This window comes from Streptomyces sp. NPDC028991 (assembly GCF_055564775.1).
The window spans coordinates 679417-706194 of the sequence record NZ_JBVHVP010000002.1 but is presented as its reverse complement, the minus strand read 5'-3'; the positions used below and the strand labels follow the sequence as shown (position 1 = coordinate 706194).

The following is a 26778-nucleotide window of genomic DNA, read 5'->3' as shown; positions in this document are numbered from 1 at the left end:
GTAGTGGGCCGGCGTCCCGAGGTGACGGGTGAGGAACTGGGCGGCGCACCGGTTCACTGCCAGTACTCGTCCTGGATACGGGCCATCCGGTCCATGAAGGCGTCCTCGTCGGGCGCCCTGACCACGTACGAGTCAAGGAAGTCCGTGGAGTGCCGCACTCCGCCGAGGCCGTTGCCAGCCCCGTGGTGCTCGATGTGCTCGACGACGCCGAGTGCGCCGAACCTGTGCGGGAGGATGCCGCGCGCCTCGCCTCCGCCCGGGTAGAAGGAGAGGAAGCCGCAGGTGCCGGTGGCGGTGGTGCGGCCCAGCGACACAGGCAAGCCCGCGTCGATACGGATCTGCGCCTCGACGATGTCGAACCCGTACTGCCACTGGATGACCTGCGGAATGGCACCACCAGGAGGCCGGCTCGCCACCTCGCAGAAGACGAGCTCGTCGGCCGCGGTCCGGAACAGCTCCAGATGCGCGGTGCCGTCCTTGAGCCCGAGCGCGTGCAACACGGCCTCGTTCATCTTGTGGATACGGGGGAGCAGCTCGGCGTCGTCGACGAGGACGGTCCCGAAGACGCCTCCCGCGCAGTAGGCGGACGGATTGGCCAGGTACTTTCCGACGCTGACGAACCTGATCTCCCCGTCCGCCAGCACCGAGTCACAGTGGAAGATGGGGCCGTCGATGAACTCCTCGATCCCGAACTGCCCGCCGGACAGGTCGAGGGCCGAAACCACAGTGCGGGCCTGGTCGAGGGAATCCACCATGTAGACGTCCTTGGCGGCCAGCCCCCACCGGCTCTTGATCACCTTTCGCCCGGTGCTCCAGTCGACCCGGTCGAGGTCCTCCGGGGTGTCGAGCGCGGAGAACGCGGGCAGTGCAGCCGCCCCGGCCCGCTGTACGGCCTCCTTCATCCGCAGCTTGTCGCGGAAGCGCAGTGCGGTTTCGTAGTCCATCCCGGGCAGCGAGAATGCCGAGCGCAGCTCCGCCGCGAGCAGCACCGCCCGCTCGTGGACGGCGATGATCCGGCCGATGGGGTGGTGCCGCAGGATCCACGTGCAGACGTCCCGCCAGCGGTTGTAGTTCTCGTCATCTCCGTCGCAGACGGCGACATGGGGCAGGGGATGGTCCGCGAAGCCGTCGAGCCCGCCTTGCCAGCGGCGCCGGGTGACGAGGTGGACGTCGAGCTCCGATACGGGCAGCAGGGTTCTGCCGCCCCGGCTGATGTGCTCGTAGGGGTGCTTGTTGATGAAGAGCGCGGCCTCCTTGCTCATCGCCCGCCCTCCTCTCCGTGCGGGGCGGGGGATATGCCGAGGGGCCACTCGAGCGACCGTCGCACCAGATCGAATCCCGTGAGCCGCCGGACGAGCTCTGTCTCGTCGTCGTCATCGGCGGTGGGTTCCGCGGTGAGGATCCGCACTCCGCGCTCGTGAAGCTCGAGGCGGATGAGTGCCGGGCCGTCGGTGAGTCCGGCCGTGTCCAGCAGGTCTGTCATCGCGGCCAGGGCCGCACGATGTTCTGCGGCCGACAGGCAGTGCTCCGGTACGACGTGTCCGGGCAGCGAGGGCGTGTGCCCCTCCGTGACGGCGGCGACCCAACGGTGCGCTCCCGCCGTGCTGAAGGTGCGGGCCCTGATGCGCCGTCGCCCGCCGCCTCCCTCGCCGTCTGCCTCTCCGTCCCCGGCCGCGGCCATCGCCTTCACCACGCCGACCGGAGTGCCCCTGGTCCCCAGCATGGAGTTGGCCGTCGCCGCCGCCATGACTCCGGCCGAGGTCAAGGAGAGGACGGCCGCGGGGTCGCGGGGGCGCAGGACCGTATCGACGAAGTCGGCGAACGACTCGTCCTCCCATTCGATCGAGTAGTAGTCCGTGTCCTCGCCCACCAGTTCATGCACCGGTGCCCCGGGCCGCTGCACCAGGACGACGCGGCATCCCAGCCCGTGCGCGGCTCTCGACACCGGCACCGTCGCGTCGACGAGAACCACGGTGTGGGCATCGGGTCGCGCGGTGCTGTGCGCCTCTGCCATCTTCCCCCCTCGATCCTGCGATCCGGATTCATCTCGAAGTAGCGGGTGACCTCGTGACGGTGGGATGCCGTCGGAGTCCGGGCCGCGGGTTCATCCCGCACTTCCGGGGCTCTCACCCCGCCGGGCAGCGATGAGCCGAGGGAACGAGACCCCCGAAGAGGAGAGACGCGGCGGTGCGTCAAATCGCCGGACGAGCGCACATGCCGCGTTTTCACACTTCACGTCCTTCTGGCTCAGCCACTGGGAAGGGGAGAGGTGTCCGTCATGGGGTGCCCGGGGCGGTCCTCCTCGATTGGCGGTCGTGCTCGACCGCAGTACTCAGGCTGTTCTTCGCGGAGCGGACTTGAATCGCGAACCGGGCTGTCAATGCATGACCTTGACGGAAAGGTATAAAAACCCACCAGTTTATCATGATCATTTCCCGGCAAGATCATACGCATGTCACCTTCGACCAGTCAACAGCTTTACGCAAAAGGCGAGTTGATTCAGCGCCTTTCCAAAATCCCTGCGACAAAGCGAAGTTGTGCGTGGACAGCGGTTAATACCACTGCTCGGCTCGTCTCGTACGCGAAGAGGCTCCGCCTGGAGCGGGACGCGATGTGGCTGCGCCGCTCCGGGGAGCGGCGCAGCCACATCGCGTCCCGCCCGTCCGGGGCGGCGGTGGGTCAGCCCTGGTGGTGGTCCACGGCCAGGTTGGCGATCTGCTCTTCACCCATCAGCGAGCGGAGGGTGTTCTCCAGCCTGCCCTGCTGGATGAACAGGTCGTGCTCGGGCTGGGTGTCGGGGGCGTGCTGCGGGCTCTTGAAGTAGAACGAGAGCCACTCCTGGACGCCCTTGAGGCCGGCTCGGTGGGCGAAGTCCATGAAGAGCACCAGGTCGAGTGCCAGCGGCGCGGCCAGGATCGAGTCACGGCACAGGAAGTTGACCTTGATCTGCATCGGGTAGCCGAGCCAACCCGAGATGTCGATGTTGTCCCAGCCCTCCTTGTTGTCACCGCGCGGCGGGTAGTAGTTGATGCGGACCTTGTGGTGGAAGTCGCCGTAGAGCTCGGGGTGGAGGTCCGGCTGCAGGATGTGCTCGAGGACGCCGAGCTTGGTGACCTCCTTGCTGCGGAAGCTGTCCGGGTCTTCCAGCACCTCGCCGTCGCGGTTGCCCAGGATGTTGGTCGAGTACCAGCCCTGGAGCCCCAGCATGCGGGCCTTCAGCATCGGCGCCAGCACGGTCTTCAGCAGGGTCTGACCGGACTTGAAGTCCTTGCCGCCGATCGGCACGCCGGCCGAGTGGGCGAGCTCTGTGATCGCCGGCACGTCGGTGGTGAGGTTGGGCGCTCCGTTGATGAAGGGCACGCCCTCCTTGAGGGCCGCGTACGCGTAGATCATCGACGGCGGGACGCTCTCGTCGTTCGAGTCCATGGCGGCCTCGAGGGCGGCGAGGCTCTCGTGGGCCGCGCCGGGCTCGATGAAGATCTCGGTGGACGCGCACCAGATGATGACCAGGCGGTCGCAGGAGTTCGCCGCCTTGAAGTCGCGGATGTCCTTGCGCAGGGCCTCGGCGAGCTCTCGCTTGGTCGCCTCGGTCTTGACGTTGCCGCCCTCGAGCAGGCGCACGTAGTTCTGGTCGAAGACGGCCGGCATCGGCTCGATCGCCTTGAGCGCGGCTGCGATCGGCTCGATGTGGTTGTACCGGTCCAGCACACCGCACTTCTGCGCGGACTCGTAGGCCGTGTCCGAGATCGGGTCCCAGGCGCCGAAGGTCAGCTGGTCGAGGCCGGCCAGAGGCACGAAGTCGCGGATGAGCGGCGCCCGGTCCCCGGCCAGGCGGATGGTTCCCATCTGAGTGAGCGAACCGACGGGCTCCGCGAGGCCGCGCCTGGTCAGCTCGACGCCTGCGATGAGGGTCGTCGCCACGGCGCCGAGCCCCACGGTCAGGACGCCCAGGCGGCCGGCGGCAGGCTCGATGTGCTGCTTCGTTGTCTCCACGATATTCCCAGTCTCCAGAGTGGTGCCGCGTCGGCGCACGGGCGTCGACGAGGGCGATGACACTGCGCCCGGATGCGGCCGGTACGAGGCGCAGTGCTCGGCTACGCCCTGGCGTGTACGCGACTGCCACGTCGGTGCCCCAGTCGCCGGATCGGCGGATCTTGTGGCGCGTATCGGCCCGATGTATCGGTTCGATACATCGACACGCTATGGGCTCGGCGCGTGCTGCGCAAGTGTCATTTGGCTCACTCCTGGCCGAAGTCAGGGGGCTCAAAGTGCAGTTGACGTCGCGTTGGAGCCGGCGCCCGAGTGCCACCACCTGGGGGATTCACCCTCCCGTCGGAGTCCGGTCCGGCGGCCGTCCCGTGTGCTGTGGACCCTCCGGGGACAGCCGCCGTCGAGCAGGGGAGCCGGGCGGCGGAGGACGCCGATCGCCGGCCGCGTTTGGGCATGGAACCGGCGCCTCGGTCCGCTTCACCTCCCGGGGCGGCGCCATTCGCTCGGTGCACTCGGCGTCGCTCGAATGGTCCGGGCCGTCGCGGACACGGTGTCCGCACGGTCGGTCCGGTGTCCTCCCTGCGGGGGTTGCCGTCGTGGCTCCGGTCCTGCTCGCGATGAGCAAGGTGCGCGGTCCGCCGGCGTCAGGCCGTACCGGTCGGGTAGGCCACATAGGCGAAGGCCGAACCGTCCGGGGCCCAGCCGGCGGTGTTCAGGGTGCCTTGACCGCCGAAGACCCGGGCAGCGGTGCCGGCCGAGGCCCAGTCGTCCAAGGCGACGATCTTCACCTCGACCCAGACGTTGGAGGGATGGCCCTGGGTGCCGGGCGGGAACGCGAGGTACACCGCCCATCGGCCGTCGGGTGACAGGTGCGGGAACCAGTTGGCGTGGTCGTCGAAGGTCAGCTGTTCGAGGCCGCTGCCGTCGGGCCGGACCCGGGCGATCTGGGCGTGCCCGTCGAACAGTTCCGTATTGAAGTAGAGCCACTCCCCGTCGGGCGAGTACTCGCACCCGTCCGAGGCCCCGGGGCCGGAGGTGAGCCTGCGGTAGTCGCCGCCGTTCGCCGACATCGTGTAGACGTCGCCCGGCGTCCGCGCGCCCTCCGGTGTCTCCTGGAGCCCGGTGAACGCGAGGCGGTCACCGCGGGGGTGGACGCCGTGCAGGAAGTGGAGTATTCCGTCCGGCGACGGTCCCTTGGTGATCAGCTCGGCGGCTCCGCCGCGTACCGGGGCCCGGTAGAGCTGCCGGTCGTAGGCCGAGAGATAGATGTGCTCACCGTCCGGATCGAGCACATGGTCGTTGTTGAGGTCCGGGGCCCCGGTGACCACGATCTGGTCGAGTTGCGGAACCGCGGACAGGGACAGCCTCCACAGCCGGCCGTCGCCGTTGAGGAGCAGGGCGTCACCCGAGTGCAGCCAGTTCGGCGACTCGAGCAGGCACCGCGACGTCTCGAACCGCTTGACGGGCTCCGGGCGGCCGGGCCCGACGGTCCAGACCTGACAGGTCTGCCCCGGCCGGAGTTTCCGTATGGGCATTCTCGCCTTTCCTCGGGGTCGTCGTGGAAGTCGATGGGCCTGAGGCCGCGGTCGCCGTTCCTCCGCGGAGGAACGACGGCCGTGATCCCCGCGACGGCCGCGGTCCCTGCGGCGACCGCGATCCCCGCGACGGGCGCGACCCCCGCGACGGGCGCGACCTCAGCTGCGGGCGCGACCTCAGCTGCGGGCGGCACCGATCGTGACGGTCCGTGCCGTGGCCCCGCCCGTATGGGCGAGGACGTCCTCCGGGCTCAGCAGGCGCGGGTTGTTCGACGCCCTGCTGCCGGCGAGATCCTCCTGCCAGTCACGACGGGGCATGCGGTATTCGGCCAAGCCGTGCATCCCGAGCAGGCGGTCGATGAGTTCCTCGAGCGGTACGCCGGTACCGTCCAGACAGATCTGCTGCAGGTCGCCGATGAGGCCCCGCAGCGCGTCGGCGCCCTCCGGGTGGCGGGTGTCCGCGGCCGTCGCGGCCGCGTTGTGGCCGATGAGCCACCGCAGGTGGAGCCCGACAGCGGCGCCGTGGGCGATGCCGTGCCGTGCCGTCAGGGCGTAGGACAGGGCGTGCGCCGCGGTGGTGCGGGAGATGTTGATCGCGGCGCCCGCGAGCGCGGCACCACGGGCCAGTTCGGCTCGCAGCCCCGGATCCGCGAAGTCCCCGCGGCCCGTCGCGACGTCGAGCGGCGGCACGAGTGTCTCCAGCGCGCGGACGGCCGTGTCACGCGACTCGGCCGTCGCCGCGACCGCCCACGCCGACTCGACCGCCTGCGCGAGCGCGTCCAGGGCACTGGCGGCAGCCGTCGGCGCCGGCACCGTCGCGGCGAGATCCGGGTCGATGAGGACGTGGTCCGCCTGTGCGCTCGGGTGGTCGAGCGAGTGCTTGTGGTGGCCGATGTAGACCGTGGCGAAGCTCGTGAGCTCGCTGCCGGAGCCCGTGATCGTCGGGACCTGGACCAGTGTGGTGGTCCTGCCGTCCGGTATCGAGCCGGGCTTGAACAGGTACTCCCCCGGGTCACCGGCGCAGCCGGCGAGGACCGCGACGCACTTGGCCACGTCCATCGCGCTGCCCCCGCCGATGCCGACGACCGCGTCGGGCGCGAACTCCCGGGCCAGCGCGACTGCTTCACGGACCTGCGCCACGTCCGGGTTCGGGCACACGCCCGCGAAGCAGCGGACGTCCGCGTCGACGCGGTCCACCGCCGCCGCGGCCGCGCCCTCCCGGAACGACCTGCGGCCGTGGACGACGAATACCCGCCGGGCGGGGACGAGCACCTCGGGCAGCTGCCTCACTACGCCCGGGCCTAAGCGGATGTGCGGGGCGATGTCGGCCTCCGGTCGGGTGTCGTGTGGTGGTGGTGTGCTTCCAGGCTCTTGGTGAACCGGTCGCCGATCTCCTGGACACTCACGTTGTTCGATGCCCGCTCGCCGGCGGCGCCCCCGGGTGCTCCGCGCACCACGATGGCGGACGGTCCGTCAGCGGTGAGTGCCGTGCGCAGCGCCCCGCGCAGTTCGTCGATCGAATCGGCCCCCCAGGCGTTGCGGTATCCGCAGGCCAGCGCAGCCGCGGCGAAGTCGGTCCGCCGGCCCCCCGTCAGCTGGCCGCCGGTCGAGTCGTAGACGCCGTTGTCGAAGACCACGTGGGTCAGGTTGGCCGGGGCGAGGTCGCCGATCGTCGCCAGGGAGCCCATGTGCATCAGCACGGCGCCGTCGCCGTCCAGGACGACGAACCGCTTCTCGGGGCACGCCAGTGCCGCGCCGAGCGCGATGCCCGAGACGTGGCCCATCGATCCCTGCATGTAGAAGTTCCGGCCGCTGTCGCCGAGATTGAACAGACTGCGGGACAGGTAGCCGGTCGTGCTCAGCAGGTGCGCGTCGCCCGCCTCCGCGAGCACCGCCGACACCACCTCCTCGCGAGTCGGCCGGGGTCCGGGCGGCACGGTCGGCGGGTCGGTGGGCGAGTCGTTCGCGATGGCCCCCTTGGCGACCAGGACGACTGCCGGCCGGCCCTCCTCCAGGGCGGGCCGCGCTTCTCGCAGCACCTGGTTCAGGGACGGCCCGCCCGTGGTGAGCATCCAGTGCGGGATGCCGAGGGAGTCGAGCCAGTCCGGTACCACCCGCCCCATCCAGTAGTGCTGGGGCTCGCCCGCTTCCGCCGTCGGCCAGCCGCGCATGCTGACCATCACGGTCATCGGTATGCAGTAGGGCAGTACGAGCGAGGTGAGCGGGTTGATCATGTTGCCGAAGCCGGAGTTCTGGGCCAGCACCATGGGCAGCCGTCCGCCGAGCCGTGCGCCGGCGGCGATCGCGACCGCGCTGCCCTCGTTCACCGCGGGGACGTAGCGGGGCCCTTCGCCCCGCTCGAGCAGCCGCAGGGGACCCGCGAAGTACGAGCAGGGCACTCCGGTGACCAGCCCGTAGCTGTGGGCCGTCAGCGCGTCCAGCATGGCTTGTGAGGTGATCATGACAGCCAGGCCTTCGTCCGCTGCCCGGCGGTGCGTATGCCGGCCGGTGGGCCGAGGAATCGGAGATCGCCGGTCATATGACCCTTTCCCGTCGTGGTCGGCGAGCGGTTCGGTGGCAGGGGCTCAGTACCAGAGCCGGTCCTCGGCGACATAACGGTCGATCCCGCCGTCCGGCATCGCGCCCAGGGCGAAGCGGACGTCCGGCGTGGCCGACCCTCCGATCCGCAGCATCAGCAGCGCGGTGGGGTTCTCCGCACTCAGACTCAGCTCGATGCCCGGGATCACGTACGCCGAGTCACCCGGTGCGAGCCGGCCTTCGTACTGCTCACCGTTGTGCCGCCACCGCACCGACACCGGCTCGTCCCCGAGCGCGTAGAGGTACTGGTGCTGGTATGTCGGCGGGAGCATGGCATCCGGCCGTGCGGTCAGCACGTCGACTCCGAGGCTCGTGGTGTGCGGGTGCAGCGGATCGTCGGCGAGCCGCGTGAACCGGTACGCGGGAGCGTCCGGTCCGGGGTACGACCACCGCGCCGCGGTACGGCCCGGCTGGATGCGGACGTCGGCTTCGGTGGTGGTGTGCGGGGCCAGCAGTTCGCGGACGGACACCCCGAGCGCCTCGGCGAGCGCCACCAGTTCGGGCCATTCGGCACGGGCCGGCGTCTGGCACAGGGCCGCGACGCGGTCGGTCATCAGGCCGGAGCGGTCGGCGAGTTCCCCGACCGTCATCAGCCGGGCCGCCATGACCGAGCGCAGCATCGCTCCGTGGTCGCCGAGCGGCAGGGCGAGCGAGCCCGTGACGGCGCGGCCGAAGGTGGCCAGTTCGCGCTGCGCGTCGCCGGTCAGTTCGCCGCCGTAGGTGAGCGCGAGGATGTAGGCCGGCTCGTCCGCGGAGCGCGCGGTGAACGAGTGCGGCGCGAACGGGAGTCCCCAGACGGAGTCGCCGGTGTTCATCGGTACGCAATGGGACCGGCCGCCGCTGCGGAAGTAGTAGTTGACCGGGCCGACGAAGTAGGTGAACTGGTAGAGGAGGTGCCCCTTGTTCCACTCCACTCGCGGATTGTCCGGGTCGTCGTCCTCGACGACCCGGAGCATTTTGATCCACTCCGGCCGGTAGGACGCCTGCCGGGACATGGCGGTGTCCCGGTACTCGTAGTAGGGCCCACCGCCCCGCTCGATGATCCGCGAACTCGCCTCGGACTCCTTGGCCCGCATCATGCGCAGGCCCTGCGGGGTGTCGTTGTGCATGGGCAGCAGGTCGCGCTCGTTGAGCGGCCACGCCCGGGCGGCCTGGCTGATCAGGTCCCAAGTGATCGGGAGGCGGCCGGAGACGTAGTCGGCGAAGCTGCCGGGCGGCAGCCCCAGGTCCGCCTCCGCCGCCCGGTCGTTGCGCTTGAGGTCGTTGGCGGCCGCGCGCAGCAGTGCGGCGGCACGTGCGGCATGGGCCGAATCGGGACCGAATTCCCCTGCCGTGCTCATGAGTGCCCTCCCTGGCGGTGTTGAATCGCGCCGGAGTAGACGTCCTCCAGCTGGCTGAGATACGACTCCAATGAGTACCGCTCGGCGATGTGCAGACTGCGCATTTCCCGCTGCGACTCGGTCTCCGGGCTGGTGAGCACGTCGGCGACTTCGCCGATGACGGCCGATTCATCCAGCGCGTAGCCACGGATATGGGGACTCGCCGCGAGTTCACCGAGGCCGCCCGAGTCGGGTACGAAGACCGGAGTGCCGCAGGCGGCCGCCTCGATGGCCGCGAGGCCGAATGGCTCACTGGGGCTGCACATCACGACCGCGTCGAGATCACGAAAGACATCGGGCATCGAGGTAAGCGGCTGGAATCCGAGGAAACGAGTGCGCCCAGTCAGTCCAAGTTTTTCCGAAAGGGCTTCCAGCGCAGGCCGCTCAGTGCCGTCGCCGATGATCCAGGCCTCCAGACCGGGCACCAGGTCGACGAGTCCGCGGGTGATCTCGAGGAATCGGTCGCCCCGTTTGTACTCGACCAGTCGATTCACAAAGCCGATACGCGGCCCGCGGCTGGTCGCCGGTCGCGGACCGTAGGAAAAGCGTCGGGCGTCGTAAGGATTCAGCATCGCCACATGCGGTGTATCGGCCGGCAGATGCCTGCTGACCTCGCGCTGGACGAAGCGCGATATGGAGATCACCGCGTCCGGGGACTCGTCGCCCCGGAACCGCCGCAGGTGCGCCTCGGCGTCGAGGTACGGAACCTCGGAACCGTGGCAGGTGGCGACCACGGGCAGCCCCAGGTCGAGTACCGCGCTGGTCAGCAGCCAAAGGTGCTGGGAATGGACGACCGTCGGCGCCCAGGCCCGTACCACGGGCTCCAGGGCTCGCCGCCAGGTTCTCGTCACGTCCGCCAGTTCGTCCGGAGACATCCCGCTGTACAGCCGCGAGCTGCACGGGTGCCCGGTGAAGGACGGGAATTCGCCGGCCAGTTCGGCGGCCTCGAAGTGCCGGATCCCCGACGGCAGGGCCACCCGGGTCCCGCCGGGCGGGGTCAGCAGTGCGACGTCGTGACCGCGCCGGGCCAGGCCGGTGGCCAGCGCCAGAATGTACGTCCCGCTCCCGGAGCCGTGAATTGGAGTGTGATTTGTGATGAGAACGCGCTCGGTCATGCGATCCCGCGCCGTTTTCGGTGAGCCCGGGGCTGCTCAACAGGAGCGCAGAAGAACCAGCCTTCTCTCCCGAAGTCTTCAGGTATACCCGTTAACGGTTTGTCTTGATTGATCTTCATGCGCGTTACCGTAAGCGATGGCCGTCATCGCCGCTACCCCGTTTCCCGGGAGAAGTTGAACATGGGCCAAGCATGCCGAACCAGCAGCGCATCATAAATGCAGAAACCTGGACATATCATGGTTAATCTCCATAGCGCCACTCGCCCCAGACCGCCGACGCCCTTCGCTTGAACCGTGCAAGCTATGGCCGGAAATAGCTCACCTATGAACCGGGCCAACACGGGCAAACGCCGACACGGTGGCGAGTGAGGCTTGCCGACTTGTCGTGTGTCATGGCAGAGTGAATGAGCCGTTATGAGGTTGGGTTCCATATTCCGGGGGGATTCAGTGAAACTCAAGCGAAACGAGCTGACCCCGCAGATGCGGGATTACGACACAATGAAGGACCCCGGCCGGCGCAATTACGTGCCGTATTTAATGTATTTTCACCGGACCGATTTCGCCTCACCGACGGTCAACACCGACCGGTCCGGCTTTCGCGTCAGCACCGGGCCGGACGGGGCCCGGGCGTCGGCCGGGGGCCACGTCCCCCCGGGGCCGGTACGCATCCTCGCGGGTGGCTCGACCACTCTCGGTGTGGGCGCCTCCAGCGATTCGAGCACGCTGGCATCCCTGCTGTGGAGCAAGTACGCCCCCTCCGCGCCCTGGCTCAACTTCGGCAGCTACTGCTTCAACCCGACCCAGGAAGCCCTGCTCTTCACCCTCTACCGGCACCGGCTCGGGGACATCGACGAGATCGTCATCCTCTCGGGGATCAACGCCGTCATGGTGGCCAGGTTCCCCGAGTGGCAGCAGGGCGACCACGGCGCGTTCTTCTTCTGCGGCGAGTACTTCGCGAAGATGGAGGAGCTGCGGGAGCAGAGCCGCAAGAGCTCCAGACTCTTCGGCCGCCGATCGGGATCGTCCGCCACCATCGCGACTCTCGACGACATGCGCCGCGACACCCCCACGGTGATCGACGCGGCGGCGGAGACGACACTCCGTCAACTCGACATCTGGCGGCGTATGGCCGGCCCGGACACCCGGATCTCCTACGTTCTGCAGCCCATGACGCGGTGGATGCGCTACACCGACGCCCCGCAGGAACGGCTCCTCTTCGACGAGAACGACCGGCTGTCCGAGCTGGGGCCGTGGGAGGAGGTCTACGCGGACATCGCCACCATGGAGTTCGGACAGGCCTACGCCTCGTCACTGCGCGCGGGCTGTGAGCGGCAGGGCATCCGGTTCTTCGACCTCAACCCGGTCGTCGCCGACGTGGTCACCGAGCAGGACTGGGTGTTCGTCGACCGTGTCCACTACAACGACGCGGGTCACGACATCGTCGCCAGGGTGACGGCCGAGACCCTCGGGCTCTCCTAGGCCCCACCCGACGTAGCAGCCTTCCGTGCGCCTCCCAAAGGAGTACCGGTATGTCCTTTCTACGCAAACTCATCGGCAAGCTGTTCGGGCGCAAGAAGCGTGCCGGCCGAAAGCAGGACGCATCGATCTATCCGATGTTCTGACGATTCGATGTCCTGAACCGCACTACTCCACCAGGCACATGTGCTCAGTCCAGTAACGGGGAACGGCTATGCACGATGATGCGAGACCCGACGGCGCGGCGGCCGCTCGGTCGTACCGGCCGGTCGCGGGCTCCGATGCGGTGTTCCGGGGGCTCTACGCCCGGGCCGGCGATCCTGAGGCGTTCGTTCCGGGGGACGAGTCGCTCGAAGGCCTGCGCGCCGAACTGCGGCGGGCCGCCCCGGACACCGAAGCGCACCTGGACAGCCTGACCGGCGAAGCGGCGGACTGGTCGTCCGCCGCGGCCGAGCGCTTCCGGGCACTGGGGGACCTCACGGACCACGACGGCCGCCGCCTCCTGGTCCGCAGGGCGGTCCTCGGGTGGGCGCCCTGCGGACTCGTGTCCGGGGCCTGGCTCCAGTGGCTGACCAGCCCGGGAACCGCGGACGAGCCGCTGTTCCTCCGGATTCTCGCGCTCTACGCCTCCGATATCGGTGTCGGCCATCCCGGTACCGCTCGGGGCAGTGCCTACCTCGGCCTGCTGCGGCAACTGCGTGCCTCGGAGTACGCCGTGCCGCCGGCCCGACTGGCCGGTGACCCGCGGATCGACGACACGGCGTTCCGCCTGCCCGCCTCACTCCTGCTGATGAGCCGGCGACCGGACGACTTCCACCGGGAACTCATCGGAGCGGACCTGTGTCTGCGGGCCGTGGGACTGGCACCGCCGCTGGCCCTGGCCAGGCCCGAGCTACCGGCGGACTGGGCGGCGATCGACCCCGCGAACGCCAGGGGCGGCGGCCCTTCGCCGTTGGAGGAGTGCCGCGCCATCGCCGACGCGCTGGTGCGGACCGGCCCGGAGCCGGCCGCGCGGGTCCGCGCGGGCTTCGCCTGGGCACTGGACTGCCTGCGCGGTCACGGCTCGGCGCTGTTCGACGAGCTGCGCGCCTCGCTCGACCCCGCCTACGACATGGCCGAGCTCATGCGGCTCCGCGCCAGGGAAGGCGCGGTCTACCACCACGAGGTCCGGCTCGAGGACCGGCCGCTGTCGGCGTGGCTGAAGGACTGCCAGAACGAACCGCAGCCATTCCTCGAGGTCCTGGCGCGCAGCAGGCTGGTCAGACCGGGGCGGTCGGGTGCCAGTCCCCTGGTCCAGGGATTGGTCGGCGAGCGCGGCCCGATGTTCCGTGTCTTCTCGCCGGACGACCTCACCGTCATCAGCCGCTGGATCGACGCGCTCCCGGCCGACGGCCGCCCGCGGAAGGGAACCGAGGCCGGCACCACCGAGGCCGGCACCGCCGTCGGCACGCCGAACGCGGCCCGGCGGGCGGCCGGCCGGCCGTGGCCGGTCACCGTCACCGACGCGCCGACGACCGGCGCGCCGCCCGGCCGCAAACCGAAGGACCTCCGCGAGGCGTACCACCTGCTCATGGCGCGCAATTGCAGCCCGGAGCTCGGCGACTGGTGCCTGGGGTACGTCAGGGGCTGGCTGGCCCGTGCCCGGCATCGCATGGACGCCCGGTCCGGGCCACTCCCGCCGCAATGGCGGAACGAGGGACTGAGACCGTGGCTCCAGGCGCAACACGACCGCCACGGAATGCAGTTCGAGGAGGGCGCGGACATCCCGCTGCCGTCGAGGGACGCGGTGGTGGACGACGCGGTGCAGACCGCGCCGCTGACGCTGATCGACGGAAGCTGGCTGCACGGCTTCACCGACTACGAGCTGGCGTCCTCGGACATCGGCCACTCGCTCTTCGCCACCTACTGGGACGAACTCGGCAACGGCGAACCGGAGTTGAACCATCCCCTGATCTACCGCGAGGTCCTGAAGGAGATGGACGTCGACCTGCCGCCCACGGCGTCGGCGGAGTTCGCGAACTGGCCGGGCTTCCGGGACGAGTCGTTCGAGTTGCCCGTCTACTGGCTCTGCATCGGGCGCCTGCCGCGGACCTTCCTGCCCGAGGTACTCGGTCTCAACCTGGCCATGGAGTTGTCCGGCGTGGGCGGTGCGTACCGCAGAGCCGGCATGGCCCTGCGGGAATACGGCTTCAGCACCCGCTTCGTGGACCTCCACAACACCATCGACAACGTCGCCACGGGGCATTCCGCGTGGGCGGCCGACGCCGTCGACGCCCTGATGTCCGGCCTGGCGGACTCGCCCGGGTCGGGCGGCCGGACCGAGGTCTGGGAGCGGGTGCGGGCCGGCTACCGCTCGCTCAACCCGCCCGGCGGATTCCTGGCGCGCGGGGCCGCACGCCGCGCCCGCCTCGCCGGCGGCCGGTGGCGGCGGGAGAAACCTGTCATGCCGATGTCTGAGGAGCGCACCGTTGTCTGAGCTGATTCTCGGGATCTCGGCGTCCTACCATGACAGCGCCGCGGCGCTGGTCCGCGGCGGAGTCCCCGTGGCGGCGGCGCAGGAGGAGCGCTTCAGCCGCAAGCGGCACGACCCGTCGTTCCCCGCTCAGGCGGTCCGCTACTGCCTCGACGAGCTGGGAGCGTCCTTACGGGATGTCTCGACGGTCGCCTACTACGAGGACCCGCGGCTGAAGTTCCGCCGGGTGCTGGCGACCCTGGTCGGTGCGGCGCCGACGAACCTCACGTCCTTCCGTGAAACGCTGCCGAGGTGGCTGGGGACCGACGGCAAGCTCCGGGCGGTCCAGGGCCTGCGGCGCGACCTCGAGTCGCTGGACCTGGGGCCGGTGCCGGACATCGCGGTCCGCAGGCACCACGAGTCCCACGCGGCCTCGGCCTTCTTCCCCAGCCCGTTCCGGTCGGCCGCCGTCCTGTGCGTGGACGGCGTGGGCGAATGGGCCACCACGACGCTGTGGCACGGCCGGGAGTCGGCCCTGAAGCCGCTGGCCGAGATCCGGTTCCCGCACTCCCTCGGGCTGTTGTACTCCGCCTTCACCTACTTCTGCGGCTTCAGGGTCGACTCCGGCGAGTACAAGCTCATGGGCCTGGCGCCGTACGGCAAGCCCCGCTACGCGGACCTGATCAGGGAGCGGCTGATCGACGTCAAGCCGGATGGCTCCTTCCACATGGACATGCGGTACTTCGAGTACCTGCGCGGCCACACCATGACCGGCCGGGCCTTCGAGAAGCTCTTCGACGGGCCGCGCCGCACTCCCGAAGGACCGCTCACGGAGCGCGAGTTCGACCTCGCGGCATCCGTCCAGAGCGTCACCGAGGAGGTGATGCTCCGGCTGGCGCGCACCGCGCGGGAGCGCACCGGGGAGTCCACCCTGTGCCTGGCCGGCGGTGTGGCGCTGAACTGCGTCGCCAACGGGAAGATCGTCGACAGCGGGATCTTCGACGAGGTGTGGATCCAGCCCGCCGCCGGCGACGCCGGGGGCGCCCTGGGCGCCGCACTCGCGGTGGCGATGGACCGGGACGCGCCCCGGAACCACGCCGGCAGCGGGCGGGACGCGATGTCCGGCTCGCTGCTGGGCCCGGCCTACGGCGACGAGCAGATCGCCGAGTACCTGCGCGGCCGTGGGGTCCCGTACCACCATCACCCGGACCGCGGTGCCCTGGTCGGTGACGTCGTGGCCGCACTGGCCGACGGCAGGATCGTCGGGTGGTTCCAGGACCGTATGGAGTTCGGCCCGCGTGCGCTGGGGGCCCGTTCCATCCTGGGCGATCCGCGCGATCCCGAGATGCAGTCCGCGATGAACCTCAAGACCAAGTTCCGCGAGTCCTTCCGCCCGTTCGCGCCCGCCGTGCTGGCCGCGGACGCCAAGGACTGGTTCGACCTCCGGCAGGACAGTCCGTACATGCTGGTGGTGGCGCAGGTCGCGGCGGCCCAGCAGGTCCCCGCCGCCGACACCGGCGCGACCGGCATCGACCTGCTGCGCGTGCGGCGCTCCACCATCCCCGCCGTCACCCATGTCGACGGGTCCGCGCGGGTACAGACGGTCACCGCGGAGAGCAACCCCGCGTACCACGAGCTGCTGACCGCCTTCAAAGCCCGTACGGGCTGCCCGGTTCTGGTGAACACCTCGTTCAACGTCCGCGGCGAGCCGATCGTGAATTCCCCGCACGACGCCTACACCTGCTTCATGCGCACCAACATCGACATGCTCGCCCTCGGCAACTTCCTGCTGTACAAGGACGAGCAGCCGGCCTGGTCGGAGGAGAGCGACTGGCGGGCGGAGATCCCCCTCGACTGAGCGACTGCCCGTCCCATCCACCGTCAAGTCCCGAAGGCGATGAGCAACGTCATGGTCTCCATCCTGTACTGCCTGGTCGCCGTACCCGCCGGCCTGGCGAGCCGGCTGTTCCGCGACCCGCTGTCGCGGCGGCGCGATCCGCGGGCCACGACCTACTGGACCTCCCCGGCCGGCCGTGAGGGTCCGCCGTGGAGGCGGCCAGCCGCACGGTGACCCGCCCGGGCCGACCGGACCCACTACTCACGAAACAGGACACCTTTCATGCCGACCGTTCCTGCCGCTTCGGCGGCGTCCGACCGCCCCGCCGAGATCCCGGTGATGGTCCTGGCCGGCCCGCCCGGCGCGGGCAAGTCCACCGCCATGGGGGCCTTCCGCCGCCGCTTCCCCGGGCTCATCCACTTCGGAGTGCGGGTCTTCTTCGAGCGGCAGATGGAGCAGGGCACGCCCCTTGGGCAACAGGCCGAGCCCTACCACGTGAGGAAGATCTGGCACCCGGACGAACTCATATTCGCCGGCATCAACCACTGGCTGGACGAGAGCCTGCCCGATGCCACCTGCGCCGTCCTCGAAGGCTTTCCGCGCAACCGGTCGCAGGCCCTCGCCCTGGACCGCGTCCTCGGCGAGCGCGGCCTGCGCGTGAACCGGATGGTCTACCTGGACGCGCCCGAGGAGGTCTGCGAGGCCCGGGTGATGAATCGCGAGGTGTGCACGAGCTGCGACACCATCGTGGCCGAGGCGATACCGGTGCCCGGTTCCGCCTGCTCCCGGTGCGGCCGGGAGCTGGTCCGTCGCCCCGACGACGGCCGGCAGAACTTCCGCCGCCGCCTGACGCGGCAACGCCAGGGCGCCGAGGAACTGCTGGCCCACTACGAGGAGCTCGCCGTCCTCGTCCGGATCGACGGGACCGGCTCGCCCGCCCAGGTGGCGGCGGCCCTGGAAGCGGCCGCGCCCGCCGCGCAGACCGCGACCCGGTGACGGCGGGCGGTCCCCCGAACGGCGAAGGCCCCCTCGCCCGATCCGGCACCAAGGCAGCGAGGCGGCGGGCACCAAGGCGGCGAGGCAGCGAGGCGGCGAGGCGGCGAGGCGGCGAGGCGGCGAGGCGGCGAGGCGGCGAGGCGGCGAGGCGGCGAGGCCACGGTCACCGGTGTCCTGGCCGCCGTACCGCTTCGGCCGCCGTGCCCGGCCACCGTGCCCCGGCAGTCCGACGGCGGTGTGCCGCGCCTTCCGGGCGCGGCCGGCTTTCCGGCCTGCCGGGTCGGCCGGTTCCCGGAGGGCGGCGACCACCTCGTCCCGCTCGGCGACGCCCTCTCCGGGTAGCCGGGACGGGCCCGCCCCCGACCCACCACGACGGCGCCTTCGGCCCGCACCACCCGCACCCCCGCACCACCCGCACCACCCACCAGGTCCACGCCGTGTGACACCACCCGTGCCGGTGTACGCACTTCGGCGCGGCCGTGTATGGTCACATCGGCCTGATCTCTGTCCGGTGCGACCGTTTCTGCGCACTGTCGAGGCCCCCCGGTCGACCGGCGGTCCCGGGGACTCCACACCACTCCCGAGCCGGCCTCTCGCCGTGCTCCGGGTGAAGCACGAGAGAACGGGGAATCGTCATGACGAACATGCGGGAAGCCGGCAAGCACACCATGACGGCGGCCGACTGATGGCCGGCGCTCCGAACGGCAAGCCCCTGATCTTCAACTTGTTCAACAACGGCACCGGCCACCACGAGGCGTCGTGGCGCCTGCCCGGCAGCCGGCCGCTGGCCAACCTGGACATCGAGTATCACGAGAAGATGGCCCGGCTCGCCGAGTCCGTGATGTTCGACTCCGTCTTCCTGGCCGACCACGTCGCGCTGGAGGGCGTGTCGCGTCGGCCCGCGGGGCGGCTCGACCCGCTCACGGTGCTGACCGCAGTGGCGCGGGCGACGAGCCGGATCGGGCTGATCGCCACCGCCTCGACCAGCTACAACGACCCCTTCAACGTCGCCCGCCGGTTCGCCTCGCTGGACCTGATCAGCGGCGGCCGGGTCGGCTGGAACATCGTCACGACGCCGGGCGACGCCTCCGCCCGCAACTTCGGCCTGGACTCCCAGGCGTCCCACGTCGAGCGGTACCAGCGGGCGGACGAGTTCCTGGCCGTCGCCCAGAAGCTCTGGGACAGCTGGGAGGACGACGCGATCGTCGCCGACCGGGAAGCCGGGGTGTGGGCCGACGAGTCGAAGATCCACGCCATCGAGCACCGTGAACGCTTCTTCTCGGTGCGCGGCCCGCTGAACACGCCGCGCTCCCCACAGGGCCACCCGGTTCTGGTGCAGGCCGGGTCGTCGGAGGACGGCAAGGACTTCGCGGCCCGGCACGCCGAGGCGGTCTTCACCGCGCAGCATTCCCTCGCCGACGGACAGGCCTTCTACGCCGACCTGAAGCGCCGGGTCAAGCTCGCCGGGCGGGACCCCGACGGCGTGAAGATCCTCCCCGGGATCGTCCCGGTGATCGGCTCGACCGAGGCCGAGGCGCGGGAACTGGACGAAGAGCTCGATCAGTTGGTCCTGGCCGAGTCCGGCCGCGACCGGATGGCCAAGCAGCTCGGCGTCGACCCGGCGCGGCTGCCCCTGGACGAGCCGCTGCCCGAAGACCTGCCCACCGAGGACGACATCGAGGGCGACAAGAGCCGGTTCACGCTGATCGTCGAACTGGCCCGCCGGGAGTCGCTGACGGTCCGCCAACTGGTCGGGCGGCTCGGCAGCGGCCGAGGGCACCGCACCTTCGCCGGCACCCCCGAGCAGGTCGCGGACACGATCGAGACGTGGGCCCGGGAAGGCGCGGCGGACGGGTTCAACATCATGCCGGCGACGCTGCCCTCCGGCTTCGAGCTGTTCGTCGAGCACGTGGTGCCGCTCCTGCGCTCGCGCGGCCTGATCCGCTCCGAGTACCGGGGCACCACGCTGCGGGAGCACTACGGCCTGCGCCGGCCGCCGAGCCGGTACGCGACCCACCCGGGTGGTTCCGATGCCCGGAGCGAGTGAGGTCCACTCCCCCTCGGTGATCGAGACGGAGCAGGGGACGGGCAGCGGCACTCGCGCCGAACTGCTCGACCGGCTGGCCGGGGCGATCGGGTCCATCTCGACCGGGCACCCGCTGCGGGTCGCCGTCGACGGGCCCCCGGCCGGCGGCAAGACGATGCTGGCCGACGAGCTCGCCGCGGTCCTGTGGGCCCGCGGTCGTGAGGCCGTCCGCGCGTCGATCGACAACTTCATGTTCCCCCGGGCGGTGCGCTACAGGCACGGCGTCGACTCGCCCGTCGCCTGCTACCGGGACTCCTTCGACTACGCGGCGTTGCGGCGAGTGCTGCTCGACCCCTTGGGCCCGGGCGGCGACCGGCGGTACCGGTCCGCGGTGTACGACTGGCACGCGGACACGCCTCTCCTGGAGCCGGCGGCCACCGCGTCGGCGGAGGCGGTGCTGCTGGTCGACGGAGTGTTCCTGCAGCGCCCGGAGCTGGTCGACCGGTGGGACCTGCGAGTCTTCGTGTCGGCGTCGGACGAGCGGTTGGTGGACCGGGCCCGGGTCCGGGACCTGGCGCGGTTCGAGTCCGCCGCCGAGGTCGAGCGGCGTTTCCGGGTCCGCTACCTGCCCGCCCAGAAGCTGTACTCCGCCGAGGCCCGCCCGCTCGATCACGCCCACTTCGTCGTGCACAACGACGAGGTCCGGCAGCCCCGTTGGGAGGTACGGCCGCGCTGACCGTGCCTTCCCCGGACGAACGGACCCCTCCGCTCGAAGGCGGGGGGCCTCGAGACGGAGGTCGCTCCGTCCGGCGCTTCCTGCCGGGATCAGCCGGCGTCGGTCCGCACCGCGGTCACGGCGACGGTGGCGTAGGGCAGGCTGAAGCTGCCGCCCATCCGGTCGATCTCGGCTCCGACCGCGTCCAGCCTCCTGGCCAGTTCCTCCGGCGGGAGCTTGGCGAGCACGCCCTGCGTGGGGAGGTAGGCGAGCCACTCGTCCCGCGTGTACGTCTGCTCCCAGTCGAACCGCCACAGTTCGGGCTCGGTGAAGCAGCCCGTCCGCCGCATCGCGTCGGCCATCGCGTCGAACAGCGGCTGGTAGAGCTCGAAGGGCGACTTCCGCCGACCGTCGGGGTCGAACACCGAGTCGGGCGCCACTCGTTGGTAGGCGGCCGCGGAACGGGTCGACCAGCCCGGCAGCGCCATGCCGGCGGCATCGGCCAGCTGGGGCGGGGTGAGGGAGGCGTGGTGGAACGGCGCGAGCAGGCCGCCCGGCTTCAGCACCCGGGCGGCCAGGGCCGGGCCGGCCGACGGGTCGACCCAGTGCCACGCCGTCCCGGCGACGACCGCGTCGAACGTCCGGCCCGCCGGGTCCCAGCTCTCGAATTTCCCGGTCTCGACTGTGACACCGCCGCTGCGGGCGTGCTCTGCCATCTGCGCGTCGGGATCGACACCGAGCACGGTGCACCCCGCGGCTTGGAACTGCCGGGCCTCGATGCCGCTGCCGCACCCGACGTCCAGGACGTCGCGCCCTGACAGTGCACCGGTGATTCGCTTGATCAGGGCGTCCGGGTATGCGGGCCGGGAACGATCGTAGAGGGCTGCGCCTCCGCCGAAATACGCCTCGGAACGGGAGGAGGGCGTTCCCTCCTGCGACAGAGCAGACATTCGGTCACCATCGTCCAAAGGTGTTCAACTGTCAACGCCCGGGCTCGAGTTGCCCGTCGAATGACGGCGCGCCGACAGCGTCGGACGACACCGCGGGGCCTTTTCTTTACCTCTCGAACCGAAGGATTACCGCTTTCCCCGCAACCGCGATAAGGGCATATTTGATCCTTCACCTCAAAATGCCACCCATACAGGGAGAAACTGACCATCGGCATTTCGCGTTTACTCGGCTGGAGCCGGGGCCGTGTGCGGGGCAGGGTGATCCAGCCGGAGCTCCGTTACTTCCGTCGATGACTCCACTCCGATCGTCACGCCCCTGTGACCAGGCATCTCACAAGATCACCGCGATTTGAAATCAATGCCGAAGGCAGGGATACAGGGAATCCTCTTGTCGTGGACGCGTTTCCTGTGGTGGGATCGCAGCTGGCCGATCTTGTGAAGAGATCGCAGTTGCTGCCTGATGAGCGCCATACTCGTCCACAATCGCACGTGTGCCGCGTATGTCGACTACGCAAAGCACGTCGGCGTACGCGGCTGGGGGGAATACATTGAACAGCAATTTACGGTGCATGCTCGACGGTCCGGGTTACCTGCGGGTCATGGGGGCGCACGACGGTCTTAGCGCGAGCCTCGCGGAGAATGCCGGATTCGAAGCCATCTGGGCCGGCGGACTAGGAATATCGTCGTCATTCCGGGTGGCCGACGCCGGCCTGCTCACGATGACCGAGTTCCTCAATGCGGCGACCCAGATGCGCGCTGCGTGCAGCTTGCCGATCATTGCGGATGTGGACGGCGGATTCGGCGACAGCAATGTCATCCGCCGGATGGTGCAGCTCTACGAGGCGGCGGGGATCGACGCGATCTGCATCGAGGACAAGCAGTACCCGAAACGCAACAGCTTCCGCGGCGGCCACCATCTGGAGGACCCGAACGCGTTCGCCCAGAAGATCACGGTGGCGAAGGCCGCGCAGCGCGGCACCGACTTCGTGGTCGTCGCACGGCTCGAGTCGCTGATCGCCGGGGCCGGCATGGACGACGCGCTGTCGCGAGGCGAGCTCTACCACGACGCGGGCGCCGACGCGGTCCTGATCCACAGCCGGGCCTCGCATGCCGACGAGATCCGTGAGTTCTGTGAGCGCTGGAAGCGGACCGGCCGGGACGTGCCCGTGCTGTGCGTGCCCACCACCTATGCGAGCGTCGCCGCACGAGAACTGGGCGAGATGGGCGTCAGCGCAATCATCTACGCCAACCAGGCGATCCGAGCCTCCACCAAGGCGATCGCCGAGGCGATGGCGTCGATCGCCAAGCACGACTCCAGCGCCGAACTCGAGTCCTCGATGGCCACACTGGGCGAGCTGTTCGAGTTGATCGGCATGAACGACGTGCTGGGCGACGAGCCCTGGCAGGGCGTGCCGGAGCCGGCCAGCAAGCGCTGATCGGCCGGGACGAGTCCTCGGCCCGCACGCCGACCGGACCCGACGACCCGACGACCCGACGAGCCGACGAGCCGACGAGCCGACGAGCCGACGAGCCGACGAGCAAGTGCACCCTGCTGCGGCCCGTGCTGGAGCAGAGCCCTTCCGGGTCGGTGGCAAGACCCAGCCGACCTGCTTTCCGTGAATTCGACCTTCACCGCCAGTAGTGTCCACTACCAGACGGGGCGACCAGCCATGCGATGAGGCTCGGCAACCCGCTGAAGAGGAAATAGCCGTGGCCGAGACAAATCTGCCCAATTACCGGGGAACTCTCACCGGCAGTATGTTGCATGACGCGATGGAGGCCGGCGACGGCTTCGCGACATTCGACTGCGAGAGCGAGGAGGCCTTCCTGGCGGCAGCCCAGGAGTACGGCGTCGTCTTCCCTCACCGCGATGCGGACGACCGGGGTATCACCTACCTCCACGAACGACCGGGCCTGGGGCCCGAGCGCGGCGTCGGCTTCACCACGGGGCCACTCCTGCCGCACACGGACCGCCCCGCCGCCAAGGTACCGCCCCGCGTCCTGCTGCTCTGGTGCCGTAGCAGCAGCACCGACGGGGGCGAGGCAACCGTGCTGCGGGGCACGGACGTGGCCGCCAGGCTGGGCGAGCGGGACCCGGACGCCCTGAAGGCGTACTGCGAGGACGACGCGGCGATCTTCCGCACGGGGGGCGAGGAGATGGTCAGCCCGATCTTCCGGATGGTGGACGGAGCCGTCACCGAGGTACGGCTGCGCTTCGATCCGTACGTCTACTTCGCCCCGAACGCCGCCCGTGCACTGCCGGCGTTGGAACGCGCCTTCGAGGAGGCGGAGATCGCGTTCACCCTGGCACCCGGCAAGGGGTACGCGATCCGCAACGACCTCTGGTTCCACGGGCGCCGTGCCTATTCGGGCAACCGGGAGATGTTGCGAATCATGATCGGCAGCAGTCACGCTGCGAACCAGAACGCCGGTCTCGGAATCCGCTGAAAGCGGTCGCGACGGATTGTTCCTGGGGTGGACGGCGCCTCGTTCTCGTGTTCCCACACAGCGAAGCGGCATCAGATGCACCTTGATACCTGAAGGAGTCAGTTGTGTGCGGAATCTTCGGCGGCGTCGGGGTCAGTGAGGACGAAGCCCGAGTCGCGCTCGAACACATCAATCGGGGTGACGACGGAATCACGGTGAGGAGCTACGGAGACGTACTCCTGGGCAGTCGTCGGCACCTGGTCAAGACTTCCAACAAAGAAGGGGTGCCGGCCGGCGAGTCGGACCAGCCCTACGACTCCGATGTCCTTCCCGTCTCACTCGTCTTCAATGGCGAGTTCTTCAACTTCGCCGAGCACAAGGCGGGCCACTTCAGGGACACTCGGTTCCAGACCGAAGGCGACACCGAAGCCTTCCTGAAACTGTACGAAGCCGAGGGCATCGACTTCCTGAAGCGCCGCGACATCGACTCGATGTATGCCCTCGGCATCCTCGACCGCGAGAAGAACAAGCTCTACGTCACGCGTGACTGGCCGGGCCGCGTGCCGCTGTTCTACTACTACGACCGGGACAGCCGCACGTTCCTGTTCTCCAGCCAGCTCAGCGGCCTGCGCACACTGGACCGGGTCGACCTGAACGAGGCTCGGGAACTGGTTCCGGGCCACTTCCTCACGCTGGACCTGGATACCTTCGAGCTCGAGACGACCTGCTATTACAAGGTACAGGCGGTCAAGAAGGACCAGGAGATCCTGGACATCGGCCGGGAGCTCCACCAGCACCTGCAGCAGAGCGCGCGGAACCGGACGATGGGCGACGTGCCGATCTGCACGATGCTCTCGGGTGGCATCGACAGCCTGATGACGACGTACTACGTGCTCTCCAGCATCGACTTCGACAAGGTCTCGTACGAGCCCACTTCGTATGTCTTCGCGGTCGAGGGGTTCGACTCGCCGGACGTCCGTCGGGCGAGGATCGCCGCCGAGGGCTTCCGGGAGATCGGCCTGGTCCACAAGGAGATCCACGCGACGGCCGAGCAGCTGGTCGAGGACATCCCGGACATCATCCGCCTCTTCGAGATGCGGAACATCAAGGCGCTGAGCGTCTATCCGCTGCCGATCTACTACTACCTCGCGCCGGCCATGCGGGCCGACGGGTTCAAGGTGACGATCGGCGGACACGGCGTCGACGAACTGCTTGGGGCCTACGACAACTGGAAGGAGCTCAACACCCCGCACAAGGTCCAGTCCGGCTACGCCGCACGGCATCTCTTCATCAACAACATCTGGGAAAACATGATGCGCCGGGCCTCCATCATCTTCATGGAGCGGGGGCCGATCGAAGCGCGGTTCCCCTTCCTGCGCCCGGCGGTGTGCGAGTACCTGCTCGGAGTCGACCCCAAGTGGCTCAAGATCACTCCGCACAACGTCGAGCTGATGCTGGAGCTGATCTCGAAGCGGGCCGGATCGCAGGAGAACTGGGGGGCGCAGCTGCCCTGGATCCACGACTACCTGGTCAAGTACCTCGACGCCGGCGGCGACCAGCCGGAGGGGTTCGACGAGAGCCAGCACACGGACGTCGAGAAACTGTTCTGGAAGTTCCCGCTCATGGTCGCCGGGATGCACGCCGCGGACGAGTCCTTCCTGCCCTTCCACCTCCTCTTCAACGCCAAGCTCCGCGGCCAGCACGGGGCGGGGATCAGTTCGCTCGAGCCGCAGATCGTCGAGAGGTACGCGGACCTGGGCAGCACCGACATCGAGATCTACCGCTCGATGGTGACCAAGGCCTTCCGCCTCCGGGACGACTGGTTCGGGAAGCCCGCCAAGAGCCTCGCGTGACGGAGCGCGCACGACAGGGGAGTTCAGACCCGGATGTTGTTGATCAACGGTGAATGGCTCGAGACGGACGAGAAGATCGCCGTCCGCAGCCCGTTCGACGAAGAGATCGTCGGCTACGCGTCCCGTGCGACGCGGGAGCAGGCACTGGCCGCGGCCAAGTACGCCAAGGCGTACGAGTCGGACCTCACGGCCTACGACCGATTCGAGATCCTGACCGACACGGCCGCGCAGATCGAGCGTGAGGAAGCGGAGTTCGTCGGGCAGATCGTCGCCGAGTGCGGCGCCGCCGTGAAGGAGGCGCAGAAGGAGGTGCGACGAGCCGTCACCCTGCTGCGCGTCTGCGCGGAGGAGGCGAAGCGCATCTCCGGCGAGGCGATCCCCACCGACGTCACGTCCGACCGGAAGAGGAACCTCGCGGTGACGCTCCGCGAGCCGGTCGGCCTGGTCCTCGCCATCACCCCGTTCAACCGGCCGTTGAACCAGGTGGTGGTCAAGCTCGCGCCGGCCATCGCGGCGAACAACTCGGTCATCCTCAAGCCGTCGGAGAGGACGCCGCTGAGCGCGGTGAAGTTCGTGAAGTGCCTGATCGCGAACGGGCTGCCGGCGAAGATGGTCTCGGTCGTGACCGGTGATCCCCGCGAGGTCGGGGAGGCTCTGGTGACCTGCCGCGACGTCGACATGATCACCTTCACGGGGAGTCGCGCGGTCGGCGAGTCCATCGCGAAGAGCGCCGGAATGGTCCGTACGACCTTCGAGCTCGGCGACAGCGGTGCCCTGGTCGTGCTCGACGACGCCGACCTGGAGCGCGCCGCCGATGCCGCCGCGAAGGGGGCCTTCGCGACGGCCGGCCAGTCGTGCCGCGGCGTGAAGCGGATCCTGGTCCAGGAGGGCGTGGCGGACCGCTTCTCGGCCCTGCTGGTCGAGCAGGCGAGGAAGCTGTCGTTCGGTGATCCGCGCTCCACGCTGAACGACATCGGGTGCCTGATCGACGAGGCCGCGGCGCAGGCGGTGGAGGAGCGCGTCGAGGAATCGGTGCGGTCCGGCGCGAAGCTGCTTTACGGTCCGCCCCGGGAGGGCGCCGTGGTGGGCCCGCGCGTCCTCGACTTCGTGCCGAAGGATTCGCCCCTGGTCCTCGAGGAGACCTTCGGGCCGTGCGCTCCGATCGTCCGCGTCAAGGACCTGGCCGAGGCCGTCGAGTACGTCAACGGCGGTGAGTACGGCCTGCAGACCGGTGTCTTCACGACCGACATCCATCGTGCGTTCGACGCCGCGCGGAAGATCAGGTCCGGTGCCGTCGTCATCAACGACGGCCCGCAGTTCGAATCGCCGTTCATCCCGTTCGGCGGCGTGAAGAAGAGCGGGCTCGGACGCGAGGGCGCAAGGTTCGCCATCGAAGAGATGACCACCGTCAAGACCATCGTCTTTTAGG

20 protein-coding genes are annotated in these 26778 nt (G+C 69.4%); 11 read left to right on the top strand and 9 right to left on the bottom strand.

The genetic code is table 11. The features are described 5' to 3' along the window. Nucleotides 1–53 precede the first annotated feature (53 nt). From ACZ4V1_RS07355 to ACZ4V1_RS07320, 8 genes are all read right to left on the bottom strand, one after another. Complete coding sequence (locus ACZ4V1_RS07355; RefSeq protein WP_468330654.1) at nucleotides 54–1262, bottom strand: ATP-grasp domain-containing protein; 1209 nt, start codon at nucleotides 1260–1262, stop codon at nucleotides 54–56. Next, a complete protein-coding gene (locus tag ACZ4V1_RS07350; RefSeq protein WP_468330651.1) occupies nucleotides 1259–2014 on the bottom strand; it encodes a hypothetical protein in 756 nt (251 codons plus the stop codon). The genes ACZ4V1_RS07355 and ACZ4V1_RS07350 overlap by 4 nt, the downstream gene beginning before the upstream one ends. 665 nt (nucleotides 2015–2679) lie before the next feature. Beyond that, complete coding sequence (locus tag ACZ4V1_RS07345; RefSeq protein ID WP_468330648.1) at nucleotides 2680–3993, bottom strand: inositol-3-phosphate synthase; 1314 nt, start codon at nucleotides 3991–3993, stop codon at nucleotides 2680–2682. 641 nt (nucleotides 3994–4634) lie between these two features. Next, nucleotides 4635–5525: a TolB family protein gene (locus ACZ4V1_RS07340; protein ID WP_468330646.1), complete on the bottom strand. Its 891-nt coding sequence runs from the start codon at nucleotides 5523–5525 to the stop codon at nucleotides 4635–4637. 177 nt (nucleotides 5526–5702) lie between these two features. Next, nucleotides 5703–6815: an iron-containing alcohol dehydrogenase gene (locus ACZ4V1_RS07335; protein WP_468330644.1), complete on the bottom strand. Its 1113-nt coding sequence runs from the start codon at nucleotides 6813–6815 to the stop codon at nucleotides 5703–5705. An 11-nt stretch (nucleotides 6816–6826) separates the two neighbouring features. After that, on the bottom strand, nucleotides 6827–7987 hold the full coding sequence (gene aepY / locus ACZ4V1_RS07330; RefSeq protein ID WP_468330641.1) for a phosphonopyruvate decarboxylase: 1161 nt from the start codon (nucleotides 7985–7987) through the stop codon (nucleotides 6827–6829). A 123-nt stretch (nucleotides 7988–8110) separates the two neighbouring features. Continuing rightward, a complete protein-coding gene (locus ACZ4V1_RS07325) occupies nucleotides 8111–9463 on the bottom strand; it encodes a helix-turn-helix domain-containing protein (RefSeq protein WP_468330638.1) in 1353 nt (450 codons plus the stop codon). Beyond that, entirely contained in the window at nucleotides 9460–10617 is a 1158-nt protein-coding gene (locus ACZ4V1_RS07320) for a glycosyltransferase family 4 protein (protein WP_468330635.1), read from the bottom strand. The genes ACZ4V1_RS07325 and ACZ4V1_RS07320 overlap by 4 nt, the downstream gene beginning before the upstream one ends. Before the next feature lie 447 nt (nucleotides 10618–11064). Between ACZ4V1_RS07320 and ACZ4V1_RS07315 the strand changes: the two genes are divergently transcribed. The 7 genes from ACZ4V1_RS07315 to ACZ4V1_RS07285 all read left to right on the top strand — a co-directional run bounded on the left by ACZ4V1_RS07315 (nucleotide 11065) and on the right by ACZ4V1_RS07285 (nucleotide 20140). Further along, nucleotides 11065–12096: an Inducer of phenazine A gene (locus ACZ4V1_RS07315; RefSeq protein WP_468330632.1), complete on the top strand. Its 1032-nt coding sequence runs from the start codon at nucleotides 11065–11067 to the stop codon at nucleotides 12094–12096. A gap of 211 nt (nucleotides 12097–12307) precedes the next feature. Continuing rightward, entirely contained in the window at nucleotides 12308–14569 is a 2262-nt protein-coding gene (locus tag ACZ4V1_RS07310) for an iron-containing redox enzyme family protein (protein WP_468330629.1), read from the top strand. Continuing rightward, a complete protein-coding gene (locus ACZ4V1_RS07305) occupies nucleotides 14562–16403 on the top strand; it encodes a carbamoyltransferase family protein (protein WP_468330626.1) in 1842 nt (613 codons plus the stop codon). Before ACZ4V1_RS07310 ends, ACZ4V1_RS07305 begins: the two co-directional genes overlap by 8 nt. A 39-nt stretch (nucleotides 16404–16442) precedes the next feature. Next, nucleotides 16443–16616, top strand: coding sequence for a hypothetical protein (locus ACZ4V1_RS07300; RefSeq protein ID WP_468330623.1), 174 nt, complete (start codon nucleotides 16443–16445; stop codon nucleotides 16614–16616). A 48-nt stretch (nucleotides 16617–16664) separates the two neighbouring features. Next, entirely contained in the window at nucleotides 16665–17378 is a 714-nt protein-coding gene (locus tag ACZ4V1_RS07295; protein ID WP_468330620.1) for an adenylate kinase family protein, read from the top strand. Between the two features lie 685 nt (nucleotides 17379–18063). Beyond that, the gene (locus tag ACZ4V1_RS07290) at nucleotides 18064–19425 is read left to right on the top strand and encodes an LLM class flavin-dependent oxidoreductase (protein ID WP_468330617.1); all 1362 of its coding nucleotides are present in this window, start codon (nucleotides 18064–18066) and stop codon (nucleotides 19423–19425) included. Further along, nucleotides 19409–20140: a nucleoside/nucleotide kinase family protein gene (locus ACZ4V1_RS07285; protein WP_468330615.1), complete on the top strand. Its 732-nt coding sequence runs from the start codon at nucleotides 19409–19411 to the stop codon at nucleotides 20138–20140. Before ACZ4V1_RS07290 ends, ACZ4V1_RS07285 begins: the two co-directional genes overlap by 17 nt. Nucleotides 20141–20229: 89 nt before the next feature. On the opposite strand, the gene ACZ4V1_RS07280 is transcribed toward ACZ4V1_RS07285, so the two are convergent. Beyond that, nucleotides 20230–21069: a class I SAM-dependent methyltransferase gene (locus tag ACZ4V1_RS07280; RefSeq protein ID WP_468330612.1), complete on the bottom strand. Its 840-nt coding sequence runs from the start codon at nucleotides 21067–21069 to the stop codon at nucleotides 20230–20232. Between the two features lie 569 nt (nucleotides 21070–21638). Between ACZ4V1_RS07280 and ACZ4V1_RS07275 the strand changes: the two genes are divergently transcribed. The 4 genes from ACZ4V1_RS07275 to ACZ4V1_RS07260 all read left to right on the top strand — a co-directional run bounded on the left by ACZ4V1_RS07275 (nucleotide 21639) and on the right by ACZ4V1_RS07260 (nucleotide 26777). Then, nucleotides 21639–22505: an isocitrate lyase/phosphoenolpyruvate mutase family protein gene (locus ACZ4V1_RS07275; protein ID WP_468330609.1), complete on the top strand. Its 867-nt coding sequence runs from the start codon at nucleotides 21639–21641 to the stop codon at nucleotides 22503–22505. 322 nt (nucleotides 22506–22827) lie between these two features. Then, nucleotides 22828–23517 carry a TauD/TfdA family dioxygenase gene (locus ACZ4V1_RS07270; protein ID WP_468330606.1) on the top strand — a complete coding sequence of 230 codons (690 nt, stop codon included), beginning with the start codon at nucleotides 22828–22830 and terminating at the stop codon, nucleotides 23515–23517. A gap of 194 nt (nucleotides 23518–23711) precedes the next feature. Then, a complete protein-coding gene (locus ACZ4V1_RS07265; RefSeq protein ID WP_468330603.1) occupies nucleotides 23712–25349 on the top strand; it encodes an asparagine synthase-related protein in 1638 nt (545 codons plus the stop codon). Between the two features lie 33 nt (nucleotides 25350–25382). Then, nucleotides 25383–26777: an aldehyde dehydrogenase family protein gene (locus tag ACZ4V1_RS07260; protein WP_468330600.1), complete on the top strand. Its 1395-nt coding sequence runs from the start codon at nucleotides 25383–25385 to the stop codon at nucleotides 26775–26777. The last annotated feature ends 1 nt before the right edge of the window (nucleotide 26778 follow it).